Genomic DNA, 17,632 nt, shown 5'->3' on the forward strand with positions numbered 1-17,632 from the left:
AGTCGGGTCAGTTGTCAGTTCACAACCTCGACAATTGCCCACCCTATGGATTTTGCCCAAAAGAATATTTTGCTTGTCGGCGCCTCGTCCGGCATCGGCCTGGCTACCACCCGGCTGCTGCACGGCCTTGGCGCCAAGCTCTTTACCATGTCCCGCCACCTGTCGCCGGAGCTGGCCGAGCTAGGCACCACGCACATAGCCGCCGATGCCACCCAGCCGCTGGCGGCCGAGGCGCTGGCCCAGCTGCCGGACGTATTACACGGCGTGGTGTATTGCCCCGGCAGCATCAAGCTGCGGCCCTTCGAGCGAATTCCGCTGGACGATTTCCGCTCCGACTTCGAGCTGAATGTGCTGGGTGCCGTGCAGATTTTGCAAGCCACGATGAAGCGGCTGAAAAAGGCTGAAGGCGCGTCGGTGGTACTATTCAGCACCGTGGCCGCTACTACCGGCATGAGCTTCCACACCAGCATTGCCACGGCCAAAGCCGCCGTGGAAGGCCTTACCCGCGCCCTGGCCGCCGAATACGCCGCCAGCAACATCCGCGTGAATGCCATTGCCCCATCTTTGACGGATACGCCCCTGGCCGCTTCCTTGCTCAACACGCCCGAAAAGATGGAAGCCGGAGCCAAGCGCCACCCGCTGCAGCGCATCGGCCAGCCTAAAGACCTGGCGTACATGGCCAGTTTCCTGCTCTCCGACCACAGCGGCTTCATTACCGGGCAGGTGATGCCCGTCAGTGGCGGCCTATCGAATCTGAAGTAGCCTTTGGGGTTGTTGGTTGCTGATTGTTGGTTGTCTTGAACGTACATCCTAACAATCGACAACTGACAATCAGCAACCAACAACTAAATGACGCCATGAAAATCGTTCTGTTCTGGCACCGGCGCGACCTGCGGCAGCATGACAACGCGGGGCTGACGGCCGCCCTGCAAACCGGCTACCCGGTGGTGCCGCTCTTTATCTACGACCAGGAAATCCTGGACCAGCTGCCCAGCCGCCGCGACGCCCGCGTCACTTTCATTTATAATGAGGTAGAGCGGCTGGCCCGGCAAACGGAGCAGGCCGGCGGCACGTTGCTAGCAGTTTACGGCCGGCCCGTGGAAGTTTTTGAGCAGTTGCTGCAAGCCTACGACGTGGCTGCCGTGTATACCAACGAAGACTACGAGCCCTACGCCACCGGCCGCGACGCAGCCGTAGCGGCCGTGGCCCGGGCACACGGCGCGACGTTTCGCAGCTACAAGGACCAGGTGATTTTTGCCAAAGACGAGCTGCTGGGCAAATCGGGGAAGCCGGCCAAAGTATTCGGGGCCTACAGCAAGGCCTGGCTGGCCGCGCTGCACGATGAGCACCTGCTGCCGTATCCGTCCCGGGACTTATTCCGGGCCGAAAACCTGCGGCAACTCGCTGAAGCCCCGGCCCGGCCCACGCTGGAACAGATGGGCTTTGAACGCTACGAGCAGTACGTGCCCGCCGCCGAGCTGCCGGCGGAAGAGCTGGTACTCAACTACCACAACACCCGCGACAAACCCGGCCTGGCCAACAGCAGCACGCGCCGCTCGGTGCAGCTGCGCTTTGGTACGCTGAGCGTGCGGGAACTGATGCGGCAGGCCCGGGCGCTGAACCCGAAGCTGCTCAACGAGCTGATCTGGCGCGACTATTTCATGATGCTGCTCTGGCACTTTCCCTTCACGGCCACCCAAAGCTACGACCCGCGCCTGCGCCAAGTGCCCTACCGCAACAACGAGGCGGAGTTCCGGGCCTGGTGCGAAGGGCGCACGGGCTACCCGCTGGTAGACGCCGGCATGCGGGAGCTGAACCAGACCGGCTATCTGCCCAACCGCGTCCGGATTGCGGCGGCCGGCTTTCTGGTGAAGCACCTGCTCATCGACTGGCGCTGGGGGGAGCAGTATTTTGCCGACAAGCTGCTCGACTACGATCTGGCCCAGAACGTGGGCAACTGGCAGTGGATGGCCGGCACCGGCGTGGTGGCCGCGCCCTGGTTTCGGGTGTACAGCCCCCAGAGCCAGCAGGAACGCTACGACGCCGACTTTTCCTACGCCTGGCAATGGCTGCCCGAGTTTGGCACCTGCGAATACCCCAAGCCCATTGTTGACCACAAGTTTGCGCGGGAGCGGGCCATTACTACCTTCCGGGCAGCGTATCGGGCCAGTGAATAGCGCCCCGGTACGCGGCAATTAATCTGCCGCAACAGCAACTTACAGGCCCGAACACGGTTATAGCAGCATGGACAAGGACCGCATCAAACAAGCTTACCTCGACTACGTGCTACGCAAGGGCACACCACCCGCGTCGGTGTTTAAGCTGACCAGTAAGCTCAGCATTCCGGAGGCGGAGTTTTACCGATTCTACGCCAATTTCGACGCTATTGACCGTGAAATCTGGGCCGACTTTGCGCGGGAAGCCCGGCAGCGCGCCGCCACCGAGCCGGTGTGGGAGCAATACGGGGCCCGCGAAAAGCTGCTGGGGTTTTACTACACCCTGCTGGAGTTGCTGAAGCAGAACCGCAGCTACGCCCTGAACTCACTGCACCGCTCCCTGCACCGCATGCCCGGCCTCACGCCCCGCGTGCTCGACGATTTCCGCCAGGATTTCGAGCAGTTCGTGCAGGACATTCTGCAGGAAGGCAAGCGCACCGAGGAAGTGGCCGTGCGGCCCTTGGTACAGGATCAGTATCCGCGGCTATTCTGGCAGCAGGCCCTGTTTGTGCTGGGTTTCTTTGCCAAAGACGACTCGCTGAACTTTGAGCGCACCGATGCCGCCGTGGAAAAAGCCGTGACGCTGAGCTTCGACCTAGTAGGCCGCAACACGCTCGACTCGGCCCTGGACCTGGCCCGCTTTCTGGTACACCGCCGCTAATGACTGACGACACCAGTAAGCCCAGCACCCCGCCCGACGAGCCCACCGACAGCCGGCAGCTGGCCTCGCTGCCCACTACCAAAGTGGCGCGGGCTGCCCGCTTTGCCAAAACCGGTCTGAAAGTCGGCGCCAACTACGTGAAGCACTACGCCCGGCGCGCCGCCGGCGGCACCAGTGAAACCGATGAACTGCACGCGGCCAATGCGGCAGAGCTATATGGCGCCCTGAGCGAAATGAAAGGCTCGGTGCTGAAGGTGGCCCAGATGCTGGCCATGGAGAAAAATCTGCTGCCCACCGCCTACGCCGACCAGTTTGCCCAGGCTCAGTACCAAAGCCCGCCGTTGTCGGGGCCGCTGGTAACCAAGGTTTTCCGGGATTCTTTTGGCCGCTCCCCCTTCGAGCTCTTCGACGAGTTTGACCCCAATGCCCGGCAGGCAGCCAGCATCGGGCAGGTGCACCGGGCCCGCAAAAACGACTTGGCGCTGGCCGTGAAGGTGCAGTACCCTGGCGTGGCCGACAGTATCCGCTCCGATATCCGGCTGGTGAAGCCCATTGCTTTGCGGGTAATGGGCCTGAGCGAAGCCCAGGTGCGGCCTTATCTAGAGGAAGTGGAAGCACGGCTGCTGGAGGAAACCAACTATGGGCTGGAACTGCAGCGCGGCACCGAAATAGCCGCCGAGTGCGCCCATCTGCAGCATCTGGAGTTCCCAAGCTATTACCCCGAGCTTTCGTCGGGCCGGGTGCTGACGATGGACTGGCTGGCTGGGCAGCACCTCAAGGAGTTTCTGGCTACCAACCCAACCCAGGCCGTGCGCAACCAACTGGGCCAAGCTTTGTGGGACTTCTACAGCTTCCAGCTGCACACCCTGCACCGCGTACACGCCGACCCCCACCCCGGCAACTTTCTGCTGCGGGAAGAAGGTGGCGGCACCGTGGGCGTGCTGGACTTTGGCTGCGTGAAAGAAATTCCGGCCGACGTGTACGAGCTGTTTACCGCCCTGCTCCGCCCCGACACGCTGGCCGATGAAGCCCGCCTCGCCGAGCTACTCACCCAGGCCGGCGTGTTGCGCCCCGAGGATACAGCCGCGCGGCGCGCCTTTTACCTGCGCACCATGCTTACGTCGCTGGAGCTGGTGGGCCGCCCGTTTCGCCAGGCTACCTTCGACTTCGGCGACCCGGAGTATATGGCGGCCCTCTACCGCCTCGGCGACGACCTACTGCAGGAGCCCGAGCTGCGCCAGCAGCGGGAGCCACGGGGCTCCGAGCATTTCATCTATCTCAACCGAACTTACGTGGGCCTGTACGCGCTGCTCACGGAGTTGCAGGCCTCGGTGCAGACTGGTTTGCCGCCGGCTAATCAAGGCTGAAACTATTTCCAAAACGGGCAGTTGTAGCTTCCAACCACGGCTTTTCGAGGTTTCTGACTTCGGGAAGCCGTTTTTCCCTTTTCCAACCACACTCCCTCCTACCGTTCCATGAAAAGAATCTGGACTCTGTGCGCTGCCTTACTCAGCGTGGTATCTATGGCCTCGGCCCAGGCCCCGGCTGCCGCTCCGGCGCCCAAAATGACGTGCTGCTCGCGCCCCACGGCCGGCGCCAATGCTACCGAAGCCTTTGCCATGCTGGCGACCAACGAAGATTTCTCGGGCGGCCACGACGCCCCGCTACCCTACTCCTACGAGGGCTTGGGCGAAACAATTGAGTTCAAAACCACCGATGGGCAGACAGCTAAAGCCTTTGAAATCAAGAGCAACGTGCGCTCCGACAAGTACCTGTTTGTGATTCACGAGTGGTGGGGTCTGAACGACTACATCAGGAAGGAAGCCGCTACTTACGCCAAAGAGCTGAAAGGCGTCAACATCATTGCCCTCGACCTCTATGACGGCCAAGTAGCCACCACCGCCGATGAAGCCGGCAAACTGATGCAGGCCGTGAAAAATGAGCGGGCCGAGGCCATCATCAAAGGCGTACTGCTCTACGCCGGCCCCAATGCCAAGGTATCATCAGTGGGTTGGTGCTTCGGCGGCGGTTGGTCGTTGCAAACGGCCCTGCTAGCAGGCCCCAAAGCCGTGGGCTGCGTGATGTACTACGGCATGCCCGAAAAGGACGTGGCTAAACTCAAAACGTTGAATACCGACGTGCTGGGCATTTTTGCCACGCAGGATAAGTGGATCAACCAGGAGGTAGTAGGCCAGTTTCGGAAGGATATGGCTGTCGCCAAAAAGAAGGTTACAGTCGTTAACTACGATGCCGACCACGCTTTTGCCAACCCTTCCAACCCAAAGTACAGTAAGGAATTTGCCGCCCAGGCCCACACGCTGGTCGTGGACTACCTGCGTAAGAACTTCAAGCTGAAAGGCTAACCGGCACTGCCAGATCATGACTGGCAGTTGACGGCAAAGCATAAAAAAGCCTGCTCCTGATTTCGGGAGCAGGCTTTTTTTATGCCGTATCAATAGATTAATCCTTAGGCTGGCTGCAGCTCCCAGCCTGCCGACAGCATTGCGGCCAGTTCGGCTACACTTTCAGTGAGCTGCTCCCAGCCGTTGAGGACGAAATACTGCTCCTGCAAATGCGCTTCGCTGTACGGTGTGCGCAGCACGGTGGCCAGGTCATAGGGCCGTCGGTTGCTTTCGTCGGCTACGCAATGGTGAATTTCGCCCGACGATGACAGCAAACCGGCCCCGAACATGCGGGTGGCCCCATTTTCCTGCACCAACCCGAACTGCACCGTGAAGCCGTAGAGCCGCTCCATGCGGGCCATAGCCTCGGCATCGTGCAGATGCTGAGCAGCTACCCGGCCCAGAAAGTGCAGAAAATCGGCGAAGGCCTGGTTCATCAGCAGCGGCACATGCCCAAACACGCCGTGAAACAAGTCGGGCTCCTCGATAAAGTCGAACTGCTGCATGGAGCGAATCCAGACGGTAGCCGGAAACTTACGCTCGGCCAGCAGGCCGAAGAAGGTAGCATCGTCGAGCATACCGTTGACGGGCTCCAGCTGCCAGCCGGTGGCTTTTTGCAGACGCTTGCTCACTTCCTCAAAATGGGGAATGGCGTGGCGGTGCAGGCCGGCCTTTTCGAGGCCCTGCGCAAAAGCCGAAGCGGCCCGCTTGTGCAGCAGCGCCGTTTGGCGGTCAAACAATACCTTCCAAACCAAATGGTCCTGGGGGGTGTACCGGTCGTAGTGCTGTGTTACCATGACGTGAGGCATAAAAAAAGCCCGGCTCCTGGTAGGAGTCGGGCCTTTGACGATTTTCAGAGGGTTAGTAGCATGTGCTTCTAGCTTCCGTACCGGCAAAATGGCCCGACTCCGTCCATCACGGGACGAATATTTAGGCAGAAGCATTTCGCGGTTTGGTTCATCATACTGGTTGCAAATATATAGAAGGATACAAATAAGTTGTATCCTTTACCCCATATTTTTTTATAGCCTATTTCAACAAACTGCACCGTATTTATAAAAATACACCCTTTAAAACACACCCATAATTGCAAAATAACATTAAATCACCTCCTTATACCCCTAAAATTAGAAGGCAACAACATTCATTAACACCTAAAACTTCTAGTCTAGCCCCTCAGCCAGAACCGGGCAGCTCATATTTTGAACTGGTAGGAATTGCGGATGATAAACACAGCCGCGCCGTCGTATTTAACTTCCTTACGCACAGAAACCTGTGCTTCATTAAGTAAAACAGTACGGCGAATCAGACAGGGCTTGTCGTTGTCTTGCCCCAGGCCTTCCAGTACTAATTGCAGCGTATGGTCGGGCAACATGGTTTTGCTGGTCACCTGCATTGGGAGCTGGTCCCAGGTAACGGTAGCGCCATCTGCGGCCACCAATACTTGATCAGCACCCTGCACCTGCTGGCCGTTGGGTTCCTGGTAGGTGAAACTCAGCGTCAGCTCTTGAGGGGCCGTCTGCTGCCCGATGAGCCGGGTTGGCAGCGTTACGAGGTGGTTGGAGCGGTAGTCGAGGTAGGTTAGGGTGCCTTGGGGCCACGGCCGGGCCAGCAGCTCCAGTTCCGGCATCGTGACGGTGTTAGGGCCAGCTTGGGCCACTGCGGGGGCACTAGCTAGGAGCAATAGCGCCAGAGAAGCCAGTGCTGCTACCTGCGGAACCCCGGAAAGCGGGCGGCGCGGAGCAGCGTGCATCAGCCAATAGTCGAAGGAGTAGCGCCCCGGACCCACCACCGCAACCAGCACGAAGGCCCAGAACAGGAGCTGCTGATTGTACATGCCCAGCAGGGGCGCGGGGGCATCGAACCAGAGAAAAGCAATAACGAAAAACTGCACGGCCAGCTGCACGGCGCTCAGGCGGGTGAATAGGCCCAGCGCAATAAGCAGGCCGCCCACTAGCTCGCCCCACACGGCCAACGACGCCCACAGGTAGGGCGAGGGAAAGGTGAAGCCCAGTTCCGCCACCTGCTGCACAAACCAGTCGGGCGGCCCGGCCACGGCTTGCCCGCTGAGCAACTTACTCATTTCGGTGGCTGAGGTGAGCTGCACCAGCTTGGCCCAGCCGGCCCCGATGGCAATGGAAAGACCAAGGTGCAGCCGAAACAGCAGCAGGGCCGCATCGGCGGCGCGGAAACCCAGGGACGAAGCAGAAAAAAGGTGCTTTTTCATGACTTGCCGCGCTTAAAGCTTACCAGTGGGTTCGTAGTTCATACCCAGGCCGCTGGTTTCGCCGGTAACGTGCAGCTTCACGTTGGCCAGCTGAGCCGAGGAATTGAGCAGCACCGCCGACGAGCCCGGCAAGTAACGCAGCGTGGCCGTTTGCCCGGGCTGTAGCGTGGCCCGGCCGAAGCTGCCCCCGCCGCGGGGCCGCTCCTTGAACTCAACGGCGACTTTGCCCACGTTGCGGGCCGCGACCCGGAAGGAGCCGGGTTGCCCACCGCCGAGCACGAACTGTTTGCCGGGCTCAATGAGTAAGTCGGAATGGAGGCCGGCCCGGTGGAAAGCCAGCGTGCCGCCCAGGCCGAGCAGCAGGCCCAGCGCCGCTGCGGGCCGCCGGAAAGTTGAGGTAAGCATACCAGTGGGGATTGAGGTGAAACAACGACCCAAAGGAAACCTCTGCTGCTCTCCCCAGCGCCCCGATTTACGGCCTGGGACGTCCCAACTTATAATCCGGCATTACCGCCGCCCCTACTCCTGGCGCGCCGCCTCGCCGGGGGTAATGCCCCGCAGCTTCTTAAATACGCGGTTAAACGTCGATTTGGAGTTGAAGCCGGCTTCCAGGGCCACGGCCAGCAGGGTGTAGTGCCGGAAGCGTGGGTCGCGCAGGCGCTGCTCGGCTTCGCGCACCCGGTACTCATTGATGAAGTCGTTGAAATTGAGCCCGCAGCCCGCGTTGATGACGCGCGACAACCACGAGGTGTTGGTTTGCAGCTGGCCGGCCAATTGGCCCAGGGTCAGCTCGGGTGCTAAGTAGGGCCGGGCCGTGGTCATGTGGTTCAGCAGGCGGGTGGTCCAGCGGCTCAGTTCGGCATCGGGTACCGGTAGTCTTGCCTCGGCCACTGCTGGCGCAACGCCGGGAGCCACCAGGGAAGCCGGCGCCGAAACCAACATATCAGGCGCCGCCCGTACCGGCTCAGCGGCGGTGGGTTCGGCCACGGGCTCAAAGTGCAAGCCCGCCAGGCGGTGGCCGGTGAGTAAGCCAGCAATGCTCAGGTAGTAAATCAGCAGGCCCGTAAAGAGGTAATCGTACCAGGCCTGGTAGTAGCTGAGCGGGCTAACGAAGGTGTTAATCAGGCCGAAAGTCAGCATGACGCCCGTGCCGACAAGCACCGCCACCAGCACGTTGCGCAGCCACCGAAACCGAATCTGGTCGGTGTCGGAAAAGTTGTCGTTGAGGTAATGGGCGTAGGCGCGGTATTCGCGCAGGGTGCGGCCGGCGTAGATGCCAACCGACAGGTAGCTGGCCACGTCGACGACATAGCTCAGCGGCAGCTGCTCCAGCTGGGCCGCCAATGGGCCTTTGGTACCGAAGTGAGCCGGCAAGGGCTGCCCGCGCAGGCCGTGCCACCAGAGGATGTCGTACAAAAAAACAACCAGGTGCCCGGCCAGAAACAGCAGCACCGGCGCAAAATGTCGCCAGTGCCGCCGCTCAAACCGAAACTCCTGGTTGGTCAGACTGCGGAAATAAAAGCATAGCGCCGGCCCTACCGCCAGCCAGTTGCTGAACGGGAAATAGAACATGAACGTCGAGCAGGCATCGTGTGAGTCGTACCAGCCCGCGAAGCCCAGCATCCATTGGGCCAGCCGCAACGTGTGCAGCACCAGTAGCAGGGCCAGCCAGACATCGGCAGCCGTACCGAGGCGGCGGCTCCGTAGCAGCAGCACCACGCTCACCACCACGCCCTGCACGAAGAACGGCAGCAGCAACCCACTGTAGGCGCTAAAGGTGAAGGGCATGGGTTATTTTTTAGTTGTCCGTTGTTAGTTGTTCGTTGCCAGGATTTTAAGTCACGCGAGAAAGGTAGTGGCATCAACCCGAACAACTGACAACTAACAACGGACAATTAACCCTACTCCAGTTCCTGGCGCAGGGCGTACACTTTGCGCAGGTTTTTAATCAGCCGGGCCGATTCGGTGAAGTTGAGCGTCTGTTGCCCGTCGGAGGCGGCTTCTTCAGGCTTCTCGTGGGCCTCGTAGATGATGCCGTCGGCCCCGGCCATGACGCCGGCCAGCGCCATGGGCGCCACGTACTCCCGGATGCCAATGCCGTGCGACGGATCAACTACCACGGGCAGGTGGGTTTTTTCCTTGAGAATGGGCACTGCATTAAGGTCCAGGGTATTACGCGAGGCCGTTTCGAAGGTACGGATGCCCCTTTCGCAGAGAATCAGCTTTTCATTGCCTCCCGAAAACACGTACTCAGCCGACGAAAGCAGCTCCTCAATGGTGCCCGAAATGCCGCGCTTGATCATCACCGGCTTGTCCACGCCACCCAGCGCGTCGAGCAGGTTGAAGTTCTGGGTGTTGCGGGCCCCCACCTGGAACACGTCCACGTAGTCGTGCATCTCCTCCACCTGCGACACCTGCATTACCTCGGTCACGATTTTGATGCCGTGGGCGCGGGCCATCTGGTGAAACAGCTTTAGGCCATCCATGCCCAGGCCCCGGAACGAGTAGGGCGACGAGCGGGGCTTGAACACCCCGCCGCGCATCAGGCGCACGTCGTTTTCCACGAGGTGCTGCATGATTTTCTCCATCTGGGCCTCACTCTCAATGCTGCACGGCCCAGCCGCAATGCTCAACGAGCCTTCCCCAATACGAACTCCGTCGCCGAGGTCGAGGACGGTGGGGCGCACACGCCACTTGCGGCTCACCAGCTTATAGTCGTCCGACACGCGGTGAATGTCCAAAATGCCGGGCAACTGGCCCAGGGTGCGCAGGTCCACTTCGGCCTTGCCGGTGCCCACCAGGTAGCTGGCGCGCTGGGTATCGACTTCGGTTACTTTGAATTTAGCGTCTTGGACGCGGGCAATGATGTCGGCCTTTTGCTCGGCCGAAATGTTCTTTTCGAGTTGAATGATCATGCGGTGGGAGTTATTTCTATCCTGTTATCCTGAGCGCAGCGAAAGATGCCAGACAGGGAAAAATCAGTTGAGAATGGAGGCTACAAAGCGTTTGGCGGCGGCCGGCGCATCGGGCGCGTCTTCCAGCGCCCGGATAAACGCTGAGCCGATAATGGCGCCATGCGCGTGGGAGGCGGCATGTTGGAAGGAGCTTTTGTCGCCGATACCAAAGCCGATGAGGCGGGGGTTACGCAGGTTCATGGCGGCAATTCGCTCAAAGTAGGCTTCCTGCACACCCTCGGCCTGGGTGTTGGCCCCGCCCGTAGTGCCCGGCCCCGATACCAGGTACAGAAAAGCGTCGGTAAGCGTATCCATGTGACGGATGCGGGCCGGCGCGGTCTGGGGCGTTATCAGGAATACGGGCTGCAGGCCGTACTTTTTGAAAATGGGCTGGTATTGCTCCTCGTACTCTACCAGCGGCAGGTCGGGTAGAATCAGGCCATCGACGCCGGCTTCGGCGGCGGCCTGGCAGAACTTCTCCATGCCAAACTGCATGATTGGATTCAGGTAGCCCATCAGCAGCAGCGGCGTATCGGGTACTTTCGTGCGGATTTCCCGGAGTTGTTCAAACAGCACGTAGAGGCTCATGCCATTGGCCAGCGCCACCGAGCTGCTCTGCTGAATCACGGGGCCATCGGCCAAAGGGTCGGAAAACGGCATCCCGATTTCAATCAGGTCGGCGCCGGCTTCGGTGAGGGCTTCAATCAGCGGCACGGTGTCGTGCAGGCTGGGGTAGCCGGCCGTGAAGTACACGTTGAGCAGGTTCTGGCCTTTGCGCGCAAAGGCCTGCTGGATGCGGTTTTGCATATTACTTAAGCTTATCGGCGTACTTCATGTAGGTTTCTAGGTCTTTGTCGCCGCGGCCGGAAAGGTTGATGACCACCACATCGTCGGGGCCGGCGCCCAGCTGCCCCAGCGCGGCCAGGGCGTGTGCCGTTTCCAGGGCCGGAATGATGCCTTCCAACCGGCTGCATTCAGCTACCGCGGTCAGCGCCTGCTCGTCCTCAATACTGATAAATCGGGCCCGGCCCGAGGCGCCCAGGTAAGCATGCAGCGGCCCGATACCGGGATAGTCGAGGCCGGCCGAAATGGAATAGGGCTCGGTTATCTGCCCGTGCTCATCCTGCATGAGCAGCGTGCGGCTGCCGTGAATGATGCCTGGCGTACCCAGCACCGAGGTAGCGGCCGAGTGCCCGGAGTGAATGCCATGCCCGGCCGCTTCCACGGCCACCAGCTGCACCGAGGGCTCGTCGAGGAAGTGGTAGAATGCCCCGGCCGCGTTGGAGCCGCCGCCCACGCAGGCCACCACGTAATCGGGCAATTCGCGGCCAACCTTTTCCAGCAGCTGCTTACGCATCTCCTCGCTGATGATGGACTGCAGCCGCGCCACCAGATCGGGGTACGGGTGCGGGCCTACTACCGAGCCGATGATATAGTGCGTATCGACGGGGTTGCCGATCCAGTCGCGGATGGCCTCGTTGGTGGCGTCTTTTAGCGTTTGGCTGCCGCTGGTAACGGCCACCACCTTGGCCCCCAGCAGGCGCATGCGCTCCACGTTGGGCTTTTGGCGCTCGGTGTCGGTTTTGCCCATGTACACGATGCACTCCATGCCCATCAGGGCGCAGACAGTGGCCGTAGCCACGCCGTGCTGGCCCGCGCCGGTTTCGGCAATGATGCGGGTTTTGCCCAGTCGCTTGGCCAGCAGAATCTGGCCCACGGTGTTGTTTACTTTGTGGGCGCCGGTGTGGCAGAGGTCTTCGCGCTTGAGGTAAATGCGCGTGTTGTAGCGCGCCGACAGCCGTTTGGCCTCAAACAGCGGTGTGGGCCGGCCCACGTAGTCGCGCAGCAGGAGCTGGTATTCAGCCTGAAACTCCGGGTCGGCCAGGATGGTGAGGTATTGCTCGCGCAGCTCTTCCACGTTGGGATAGAGCATTTCGGGGATGAAAGCTCCGCCGAATTCGCCGTAGTAACCGCGGGCGTTGGGTTGGAAGTTGGAAGTCATGAGTTGGGGGTTCACGCAGGTTTATGCGGTGATAGTACAGTTCAGGAACGCAGCCGGGCCAGCATTTGGGCCAGCTTAGGGGCGTCTTTCAGACCGGGTGTGGTTTCAAAGCCGCTGTTCAGATCCACGGCGTAGAGGCCGGGCAAGTGCAGCGTCTTCAGAGTTTGGGCGTGCTGCTCGCCCAGGCCGCCAGCCAGGAAATAGGGCGTGGGCAGTGGGTAGTCGCGCAGCAGCTGCCAGTCGAAGGTGGTACCGTTGCCGCCGGGCTGCTCGCCTTTTGTGTCGAAGAGAAAGAAGGCGCAGTAAGGCACGTAAGGGGTCAGCGTATCGAAATCAAAGGCCGAATCCAACGCAAAGGCCTTGATAACCCGAATGCCCGCCGCCTGTAGCTCGGCGCACTGCTGCGGGGTTTCGTGGCCGTGCAGCTGCACCAGCTCGAAGCCGAACCGCACTACCTGCTCTTTGATAACGGCTGTGGTTTCGTTCACGAACACGCCCACTTTCCGGCAGCCGGCAGGCAGGCGTTGCAGCAGCGCAGCATCCAGCCCATCAGCCACAAACCGCTTCGATTTTGGGTAAAAGATGAAACCCAGAAAATCCGGCTGCAGCGCTGCCACCGCCGCAATATTGGCTGGTTCCCGCATCCCGCACACCTTTATAAAGAGTGGGGCGGCAGGCTTGCGGGAAGAATTGGGCGCGGGCGTGGTCATTGCGCAAGGATTTAAATCAGCGTAATCGGCTCGGTGGCGTGCAGCTCCTGCACCAGGCTGTAGCAGGCTTTTTCGGGCCGGCCGCTGCGCATAAAGGCCTCGCCGATGAGGAAGCCCCGGTAACCCACAGCCCGTAGCGCCCCAATGTCGGCAGCCGAGGTCAGGCCGCTTTCCGTCACTTTCACGAACTCCGCTGGAATCTGTTCGGCCAACTGTTTCGAGGTTTCCAGGCTCACGCTGAAATCGTGCAGGTTGCGGTTGTTCACGCCCACCAGGTTCACCGCGTCAGGGTGCAGCGTGCGGGTCAGCTCCTCGGCGTTGTGTACTTCGAGCAGCACTTCCAGGCCCAGACTGCGGGCCAGTTGGCCGAAGCGCAATACTTCCTCGGCCGTCAGCACGGCCGCAATCAGCAGCACGGCGTCGGCCCCGATGCTTTTGGCTTCCAGAATCTGGTACTCGTCCACCACAAAGTCTTTACGCAGAATGGGGCAGTAGTTGAAGCGCCGGGCAATGGTCAGGTCCTCGTTCTTGCCGCCGAAAAACTCCGCGTCTGTCAGCACCGATAAGGCCGAGGCCCCGGCCTGCATGTAGCCCAGCGTGGTGCGCTCCACCGGCGCGTGCTGGTTGATCCAGCCTTGGCTCGGCGACTTGCGCTTAAACTCAGCGATGATGCCGCTCAAGTCGTCGCGCAGCAGGTATTTGCGCAGCGACAGGGGCTGGTTATGGAAATACAGGCTGCGCTCGAGCAGCTTGGCGGGCACCAGGCTCTGGCGCTCGGCTACCTCGCGGCGCTTGTGGGCCACAATTTTGTCGAGAATGGTGCCGGTTGTGGGGGAAGTACTCATATAGAGAAGGAGTGCCGGGGCTTAGCCGGCCAAAGTTGAAGCGAGAGAAAGTAGAACCGTTGAGTTGGCAAAAAGGCCCTCAGCGGCAGTATTTTAAGCGAAGGAGTGCGCCGTTGAAGTGTAGGGAATAGCTTTTGACCCCTCGAAAAGCTATTCCCTATTTCCCCAGCAGCTTACCAAAGGCCTGCCGCGCCCGGCCCGAATCGAGCGACTCGCGGGCTTCGGCCAGGGCCTCGGCAAAAGTCAGCGCGGGCTGCACGCATTGCAGGCCCAGGGCGGCGTTGGCCGTTACCACGTCGCGCTGGGCGGCGGTGGCGCGGCCCTCCAGCACGCCCAGAAACAGCGCCGCCGACTCGACCACGGTGCTTCCGCCAGCCAGCTCGGTGGGCGCGTAGGTGGTTAGGCCAATATCCTCGGCGGTGAAAAACTCCTCACCCCGCGCCGAAGTAACCTTGGCCGCACCGGTTAAGCTCAACTCATCGTAGCCATCCAAGGCGTGCACCACGGCATAGCGGGTGTTGGTTTGCTGAAACAGATAGTTGTAGAGGCGCAACAGCTCCAGGCTAAACACGCCGGCCAGCTGGGCGTTGGGCCGCGCGGGATTTACCAATGGCCCCAGAATATTGAAAAAGGTGCGTACGCCTAGCTCGCGCCGCACCGGCCCGGCGTGGCGCATAGCCGGGTGAAACGCTGGCGCGTGCAGAAAGCAGATGTTGGCCTCATCCAGCTGCCGCCGTAGGGTATCCGACGACGCCTCGAAGTCGTAGCCGAAATGAGCCAGGATGTTGGACGAACCGCAGATGCTCGACACGCCGATGTTGCCGTGCTTGGCCACCTTATAGCCGGCCCCGGCCACCACGAAGCAAGCCAGCGTGGAGATATTGAAGGTGTCTTTGCCGTCGCCCCCGGTGCCCACAATGTCGAGCACTTCGCGGGTGCCCAGCTGCGGGTCGCGGCAGAGGTCGAGCAGCGCGTCGCGGAAGCCGGCCAGCTCGGGTACTGTAATGGGCCGCATTCGGTACACCGACATGAAAGCCGCCGTTTCGGCCGGGTTGGCCGCCCCCTGCCCCAGCTGCGACAAGGCCTCGTGGGCTTCGGCGTGGGTTAGGGTCTGCTGCTCGAAAAGGGTGGTGAGAAACTTTTTCAACGGAAGGAATTTGAGAGGGAATACCAGTCCCCTCCTTTGTTCAAGCAGGGGAATTGTTGTGCTGGATTATCGTGCTGCTACTCGCCTTGGAGCCAGTTGCGCAGCATCTGGTGGCCGTGCTCGGTCAGAATGGATTCGGGGTGGAACTGCACGCCGCGCACGTCGTACTCCCGGTGCCGAAAGGCCAGAATCTGGCCGTTCAGGTCGCGTGCAGTTACTTCCAGCGCCTCCGGGAAGCCTTCGGGCGTCACGACCCAGGAGTGGTAGCGGCCGACTTTAAACCGCGCGGGCAGGCCTTGGAACAGCCGGTCGTCGCCGGCCACGATGTCGGCGTCGGTGGCAATGCCATGCAGCACGGCCGGCAGGTTGTAGAGCTGCCCGCCAAACGACTCGGCAATGCCTTGGTGGCCCAGGCACACGCCCAGCATGCGCTTGGTAGGCGCGTAGCGCCGAATCACCGCGGGCATCAGCCCGGCCTCCGAGGGCACGCCCGGCCCCGGCGACAACAGGATGGCATCGTACTGCTCAATGTCGTCGAGGGCGATTTTGTCGTTGCGCACCACTGTAGTGCTGGCTCCGTAACCCAGCTCGCGCAGCACCTGCACGAGGTTGTAGGTGAAGGAATCGTAATTATCGAGAACCAGGATTTTCATGGTTGTTTTTCTTGGGTCATGTCTCTTCTCTGCTTGAAGCGCAGCATGTTCGACATGACGTTCTGTTTAACTCTATTAAACCGCCGCCGTGAGCTTCTCGCCTACTGCTTCGGCGGCTTCCAGGGCTTTGCGCAGCGCGGCCAGCTTGTGGTGCACCTCGTTCAGTTCGGAGTTGATGTCGGAAGCGGCTACCACGCCGGCCCCAGCCTGGTAGTAGAGCTGGTTGCCGGTGCTCAGAAACGAGCGGATCATGATGGCGTGGTTGAAGTCGCCGTTGAAGCCCAGGTGGCCGAGGCAGCCGCCGTAGTAGCCGCGCCCGGTGGGCTCGAGCTGGTCGATGAGCTGCATGGCCCGGTGCTTGGGCGCGCCCGAGAGCGTACCGGCCGGAAATGTATCGGCTACTACCTGCAGCGAAGCTGCCTCGGGAGCCAGCGTGGCGTTTACCTCACTCACAAGGTGAATGACGTGGGAATAGAACTGGATTTCGCGGAAGGTTTTCACCCGCACGTTGTCGCCGTGGCGGGCTAGGTCGTTGCGGGCCAGGTCAACCAGCATCACGTGCTCGGCGTTTTCTTTGGGGTCGGCGGCCAGCTGCTGAGCCAGTTCGGCGTCCTGGGCATCGTGGCCGGTGCGCCGGAAGGTGCCGGCAATGGGGAACAGGCTGGCCTCGCGCCCCTTAATGAGCAACTGGGTTTCGGGCGAGGAGCCGAAGATTTTGAAGCTGCCGTAGTCGAAATAGAACAGGTACGGCGACGGATTGACCGAGCGCAGCGCCCGGTACACGTTGAACTCGTCGCCCACAAACCCCTGCTGGAAGCGGCGCGACAGCACGATCTGGAATACGTCGCCGCGGCGGCAGTGCTGCTGCCCGGCCGCCAAGCGGGTCAGGAATTCGGCGTCGGTCTGGTTGGTTTGTTCCTCGCCTACCAGCCCAAAGCCAAACTCGGGCAAGCTCGGATTCCGGATCAGGTTTACCAGCTTACTCAGCCCGGCGTGGTCGGTGGGCTCGTCGGCCAACGTGTGCTCAAATACGAACAGCTCGTTGCGGAAGTGGTTGATGGCAATAACGTAGCGGTAGGTGCCGTAGATGATATCCGGAATCTGGCCCGCCGCCACCTTTTCGGCGTTTAGCGTGAGGTCTTCGAAATACTGCACGCCCTCGTAGCCGATGTAGCCAAACAAGCCGCCAGTGATGAAGTCGAACTCCGATTTCTCGGCCTTAAACGAGTCAGCAAACTCCTGGAGGCGCGTGAGGGCCAGGCGGGGCGCGGCCAGGGTTTCGGTGGTTATGGTACCGTCGGTCAGGGTCTGGCGCAGCTCGCCCCGGCTCACCTCGAAGCGGGCTAGCGGCTCGAAGGCCAGGTAGCTAAAGGCGTTTTGCTGGCCGTGGTAGTCGGAGCTTTCCAGCAGCAGGCAGTTGGTGTACTGGTCGCGCAGGCGCAGATACAGGCCCACGGGCGTCACGGTATCGGCGAGCAGGCGCACGTGGCGGGTTTTGAGGGAAACGGAGTTCATCGGCGGGGCCGCGGACGGCGGGTTGAAGTTGAGCGGTGAAAAAGCGGCAAAACCGACCCGGGCGAAAACAAAAAAGCCCGGCGGGCGGCCGGGCTTTCCTTTATGTGTTTAATGCGAGGTTGCTACTGGAGTGGCTATGACCTTACCGCACGCACAGGTTTTCCCGTCCGGAGTTTCGGAGAGGCCACCACCATGCTTGCTGCGTTACCTGAAAGGTCATTATCGAAGTTGTTAGTCCGGCTTGTTGTGGGGTGCTAACGCTGCAAAGATAGACGGGGTTTCGGGAGCGGCCAACAAGTT

Annotated in this window: 17 protein-coding genes; 5 read left to right on the forward strand and 12 right to left on the reverse strand. The window is 60.9% G+C overall.

What is annotated here, in order from left to right; genetic code table 11:
• Window positions 1-45: 45 nt before the first annotated feature.
• From LGH74_RS07360 to LGH74_RS07380, 5 genes are all read left to right on the forward strand, one after another.
• Window positions 46-762 carry an SDR family NAD(P)-dependent oxidoreductase gene (locus tag LGH74_RS07360; RefSeq protein ID WP_226174021.1) on the forward strand — a complete coding sequence of 239 codons (717 nt, stop codon included), beginning with the start codon at window positions 46-48 and terminating at the stop codon, window positions 760-762.
• A 95-nt stretch (window positions 763-857) separates the two neighbouring features.
• A complete protein-coding gene (locus LGH74_RS07365; RefSeq protein WP_226174023.1) occupies window positions 858-2,177 on the forward strand; it encodes a cryptochrome/photolyase family protein in 1,320 nt (439 codons plus the stop codon).
• Window positions 2,178-2,244: 67 nt separating this feature from the next.
• Window positions 2,245-2,877: a TetR/AcrR family transcriptional regulator gene (locus LGH74_RS07370; protein WP_226174025.1), complete on the forward strand. Its 633-nt coding sequence runs from the start codon at window positions 2,245-2,247 to the stop codon at window positions 2,875-2,877.
• On the forward strand, window positions 2,877-4,244 hold the full coding sequence (locus tag LGH74_RS07375; protein WP_226174027.1) for an ABC1 kinase family protein: 1,368 nt from the start codon (window positions 2,877-2,879) through the stop codon (window positions 4,242-4,244). Before LGH74_RS07370 ends, LGH74_RS07375 begins: the two co-directional genes overlap by 1 nt.
• A gap of 108 nt (window positions 4,245-4,352) precedes the next feature.
• Complete coding sequence (locus tag LGH74_RS07380; RefSeq protein ID WP_226174029.1) at window positions 4,353-5,240, forward strand: dienelactone hydrolase family protein; 888 nt, start codon at window positions 4,353-4,355, stop codon at window positions 5,238-5,240.
• A gap of 104 nt (window positions 5,241-5,344) precedes the next feature.
• Here LGH74_RS07380 and LGH74_RS07385 read toward each other — a convergent pair whose 3' ends face one another.
• The 12 genes from LGH74_RS07385 to LGH74_RS07440 all read right to left on the reverse strand — a co-directional run bounded on the left by LGH74_RS07385 (window position 5,345) and on the right by LGH74_RS07440 (window position 17,332).
• Complete coding sequence (locus LGH74_RS07385; RefSeq protein WP_226174031.1) at window positions 5,345-6,088, reverse strand: phenylalanine 4-monooxygenase; 744 nt, start codon at window positions 6,086-6,088, stop codon at window positions 5,345-5,347.
• A gap of 386 nt (window positions 6,089-6,474) precedes the next feature.
• Window positions 6,475-7,506, reverse strand: a complete 1,032-nt coding sequence (locus tag LGH74_RS07390; RefSeq protein ID WP_226174033.1) for a DoxX family protein — start codon at window positions 7,504-7,506, stop codon at window positions 6,475-6,477.
• Between the two features lie 12 nt (window positions 7,507-7,518).
• Entirely contained in the window at window positions 7,519-7,911 is a 393-nt protein-coding gene (locus LGH74_RS07395) for a hypothetical protein (RefSeq protein ID WP_226174035.1), read from the reverse strand.
• A 114-nt stretch (window positions 7,912-8,025) separates the two neighbouring features.
• Window positions 8,026-9,294, reverse strand: a complete 1,269-nt coding sequence (locus LGH74_RS07400) for a helix-turn-helix domain-containing protein (protein WP_226174037.1) — start codon at window positions 9,292-9,294, stop codon at window positions 8,026-8,028.
• 113 nt (window positions 9,295-9,407) lie between these two features.
• Window positions 9,408-10,421: a 3-deoxy-7-phosphoheptulonate synthase gene (aroF, locus tag LGH74_RS07405; RefSeq protein ID WP_226174040.1), complete on the reverse strand. Its 1,014-nt coding sequence runs from the start codon at window positions 10,419-10,421 to the stop codon at window positions 9,408-9,410.
• Between the two features lie 63 nt (window positions 10,422-10,484).
• Window positions 10,485-11,267, reverse strand: coding sequence for a tryptophan synthase subunit alpha (gene trpA / locus LGH74_RS07410; RefSeq protein ID WP_226174042.1), 783 nt, complete (start codon window positions 11,265-11,267; stop codon window positions 10,485-10,487).
• 1 nt (window position 11,268) lies between these two features.
• The gene (gene trpB, locus LGH74_RS07415) at window positions 11,269-12,462 is read right to left on the reverse strand and encodes a tryptophan synthase subunit beta (protein ID WP_226174044.1); all 1,194 of its coding nucleotides are present in this window, start codon (window positions 12,460-12,462) and stop codon (window positions 11,269-11,271) included.
• 41 nt (window positions 12,463-12,503) lie between these two features.
• Window positions 12,504-13,172 (reverse strand): phosphoribosylanthranilate isomerase, encoded by a 669-nt coding sequence (locus tag LGH74_RS07420; RefSeq protein WP_226174046.1) that lies wholly within the window; start codon window positions 13,170-13,172, stop codon window positions 12,504-12,506.
• An 11-nt stretch (window positions 13,173-13,183) separates the two neighbouring features.
• Window positions 13,184-14,017: an indole-3-glycerol phosphate synthase TrpC gene (gene trpC / locus LGH74_RS07425; protein WP_226174047.1), complete on the reverse strand. Its 834-nt coding sequence runs from the start codon at window positions 14,015-14,017 to the stop codon at window positions 13,184-13,186.
• 157 nt (window positions 14,018-14,174) lie between these two features.
• Window positions 14,175-15,164 carry an anthranilate phosphoribosyltransferase gene (gene trpD / locus LGH74_RS07430; RefSeq protein ID WP_226174049.1) on the reverse strand — a complete coding sequence of 330 codons (990 nt, stop codon included), beginning with the start codon at window positions 15,162-15,164 and terminating at the stop codon, window positions 14,175-14,177.
• A gap of 77 nt (window positions 15,165-15,241) precedes the next feature.
• Window positions 15,242-15,817 (reverse strand): anthranilate synthase component II, encoded by a 576-nt coding sequence (locus LGH74_RS07435; RefSeq protein WP_226174050.1) that lies wholly within the window; start codon window positions 15,815-15,817, stop codon window positions 15,242-15,244.
• 75 nt (window positions 15,818-15,892) lie between these two features.
• Window positions 15,893-17,332 (reverse strand): anthranilate synthase component I family protein, encoded by a 1,440-nt coding sequence (locus LGH74_RS07440; RefSeq protein WP_226174052.1) that lies wholly within the window; start codon window positions 17,330-17,332, stop codon window positions 15,893-15,895.
• Window positions 17,333-17,632: the final 300 nt, after the last annotated feature.

Origin of the sequence: Hymenobacter lucidus (assembly GCF_020447265.1) — a bacterium.
GTDB classification, from domain to species: domain Bacteria; phylum Bacteroidota; class Bacteroidia; order Cytophagales; family Hymenobacteraceae; genus Hymenobacter; species Hymenobacter lucidus.

Excerpts from the sequence above, each read along its gene's own strand:
- LGH74_RS07360 (WP_226174021.1), top strand. The coding sequence starts at position 46 with ATGGATTTTGCCCAAAAGAATATTTTGCTTGTCGGCGCCTCGTCCGGC.
- LGH74_RS07365 (WP_226174023.1), top strand. The coding sequence starts at position 858 with ATGAAAATCGTTCTGTTCTGGCACCGGCGCGACCTGCGGCAGCATGAC.
- LGH74_RS07370 (WP_226174025.1), top strand. The coding sequence starts at position 2,245 with ATGGACAAGGACCGCATCAAACAAGCTTACCTCGACTACGTGCTACGC.
- LGH74_RS07375 (WP_226174027.1), top strand. The coding sequence starts at position 2,877 with ATGACTGACGACACCAGTAAGCCCAGCACCCCGCCCGACGAGCCCACC.
- LGH74_RS07380 (WP_226174029.1), top strand. The coding sequence starts at position 4,353 with ATGAAAAGAATCTGGACTCTGTGCGCTGCCTTACTCAGCGTGGTATCT.
- LGH74_RS07385 (WP_226174031.1), bottom strand. The coding sequence starts at position 6,088 with ATGCCTCACGTCATGGTAACACAGCACTACGACCGGTACACCCCCCAG.
- LGH74_RS07390 (WP_226174033.1), bottom strand. The coding sequence starts at position 7,506 with ATGAAAAAGCACCTTTTTTCTGCTTCGTCCCTGGGTTTCCGCGCCGCC.
- LGH74_RS07395 (WP_226174035.1), bottom strand. The coding sequence starts at position 7,911 with ATGCTTACCTCAACTTTCCGGCGGCCCGCAGCGGCGCTGGGCCTGCTG.
- LGH74_RS07400 (WP_226174037.1), bottom strand. The coding sequence starts at position 9,294 with ATGCCCTTCACCTTTAGCGCCTACAGTGGGTTGCTGCTGCCGTTCTTC.
- aroF (WP_226174040.1), bottom strand. The coding sequence starts at position 10,421 with ATGATCATTCAACTCGAAAAGAACATTTCGGCCGAGCAAAAGGCCGAC.
- trpA (WP_226174042.1), bottom strand. The coding sequence starts at position 11,267 with ATGCAAAACCGCATCCAGCAGGCCTTTGCGCGCAAAGGCCAGAACCTG.
- trpB (WP_226174044.1), bottom strand. The coding sequence starts at position 12,462 with ATGACTTCCAACTTCCAACCCAACGCCCGCGGTTACTACGGCGAATTC.
- LGH74_RS07420 (WP_226174046.1), bottom strand. The coding sequence starts at position 13,172 with ATGACCACGCCCGCGCCCAATTCTTCCCGCAAGCCTGCCGCCCCACTC.
- trpC (WP_226174047.1), bottom strand. The coding sequence starts at position 14,017 with ATGAGTACTTCCCCCACAACCGGCACCATTCTCGACAAAATTGTGGCC.
- LGH74_RS07435 (WP_226174050.1), bottom strand. The coding sequence starts at position 15,817 with ATGAAAATCCTGGTTCTCGATAATTACGATTCCTTCACCTACAACCTC.
- LGH74_RS07440 (WP_226174052.1), bottom strand. The coding sequence starts at position 17,332 with ATGAACTCCGTTTCCCTCAAAACCCGCCACGTGCGCCTGCTCGCCGAT.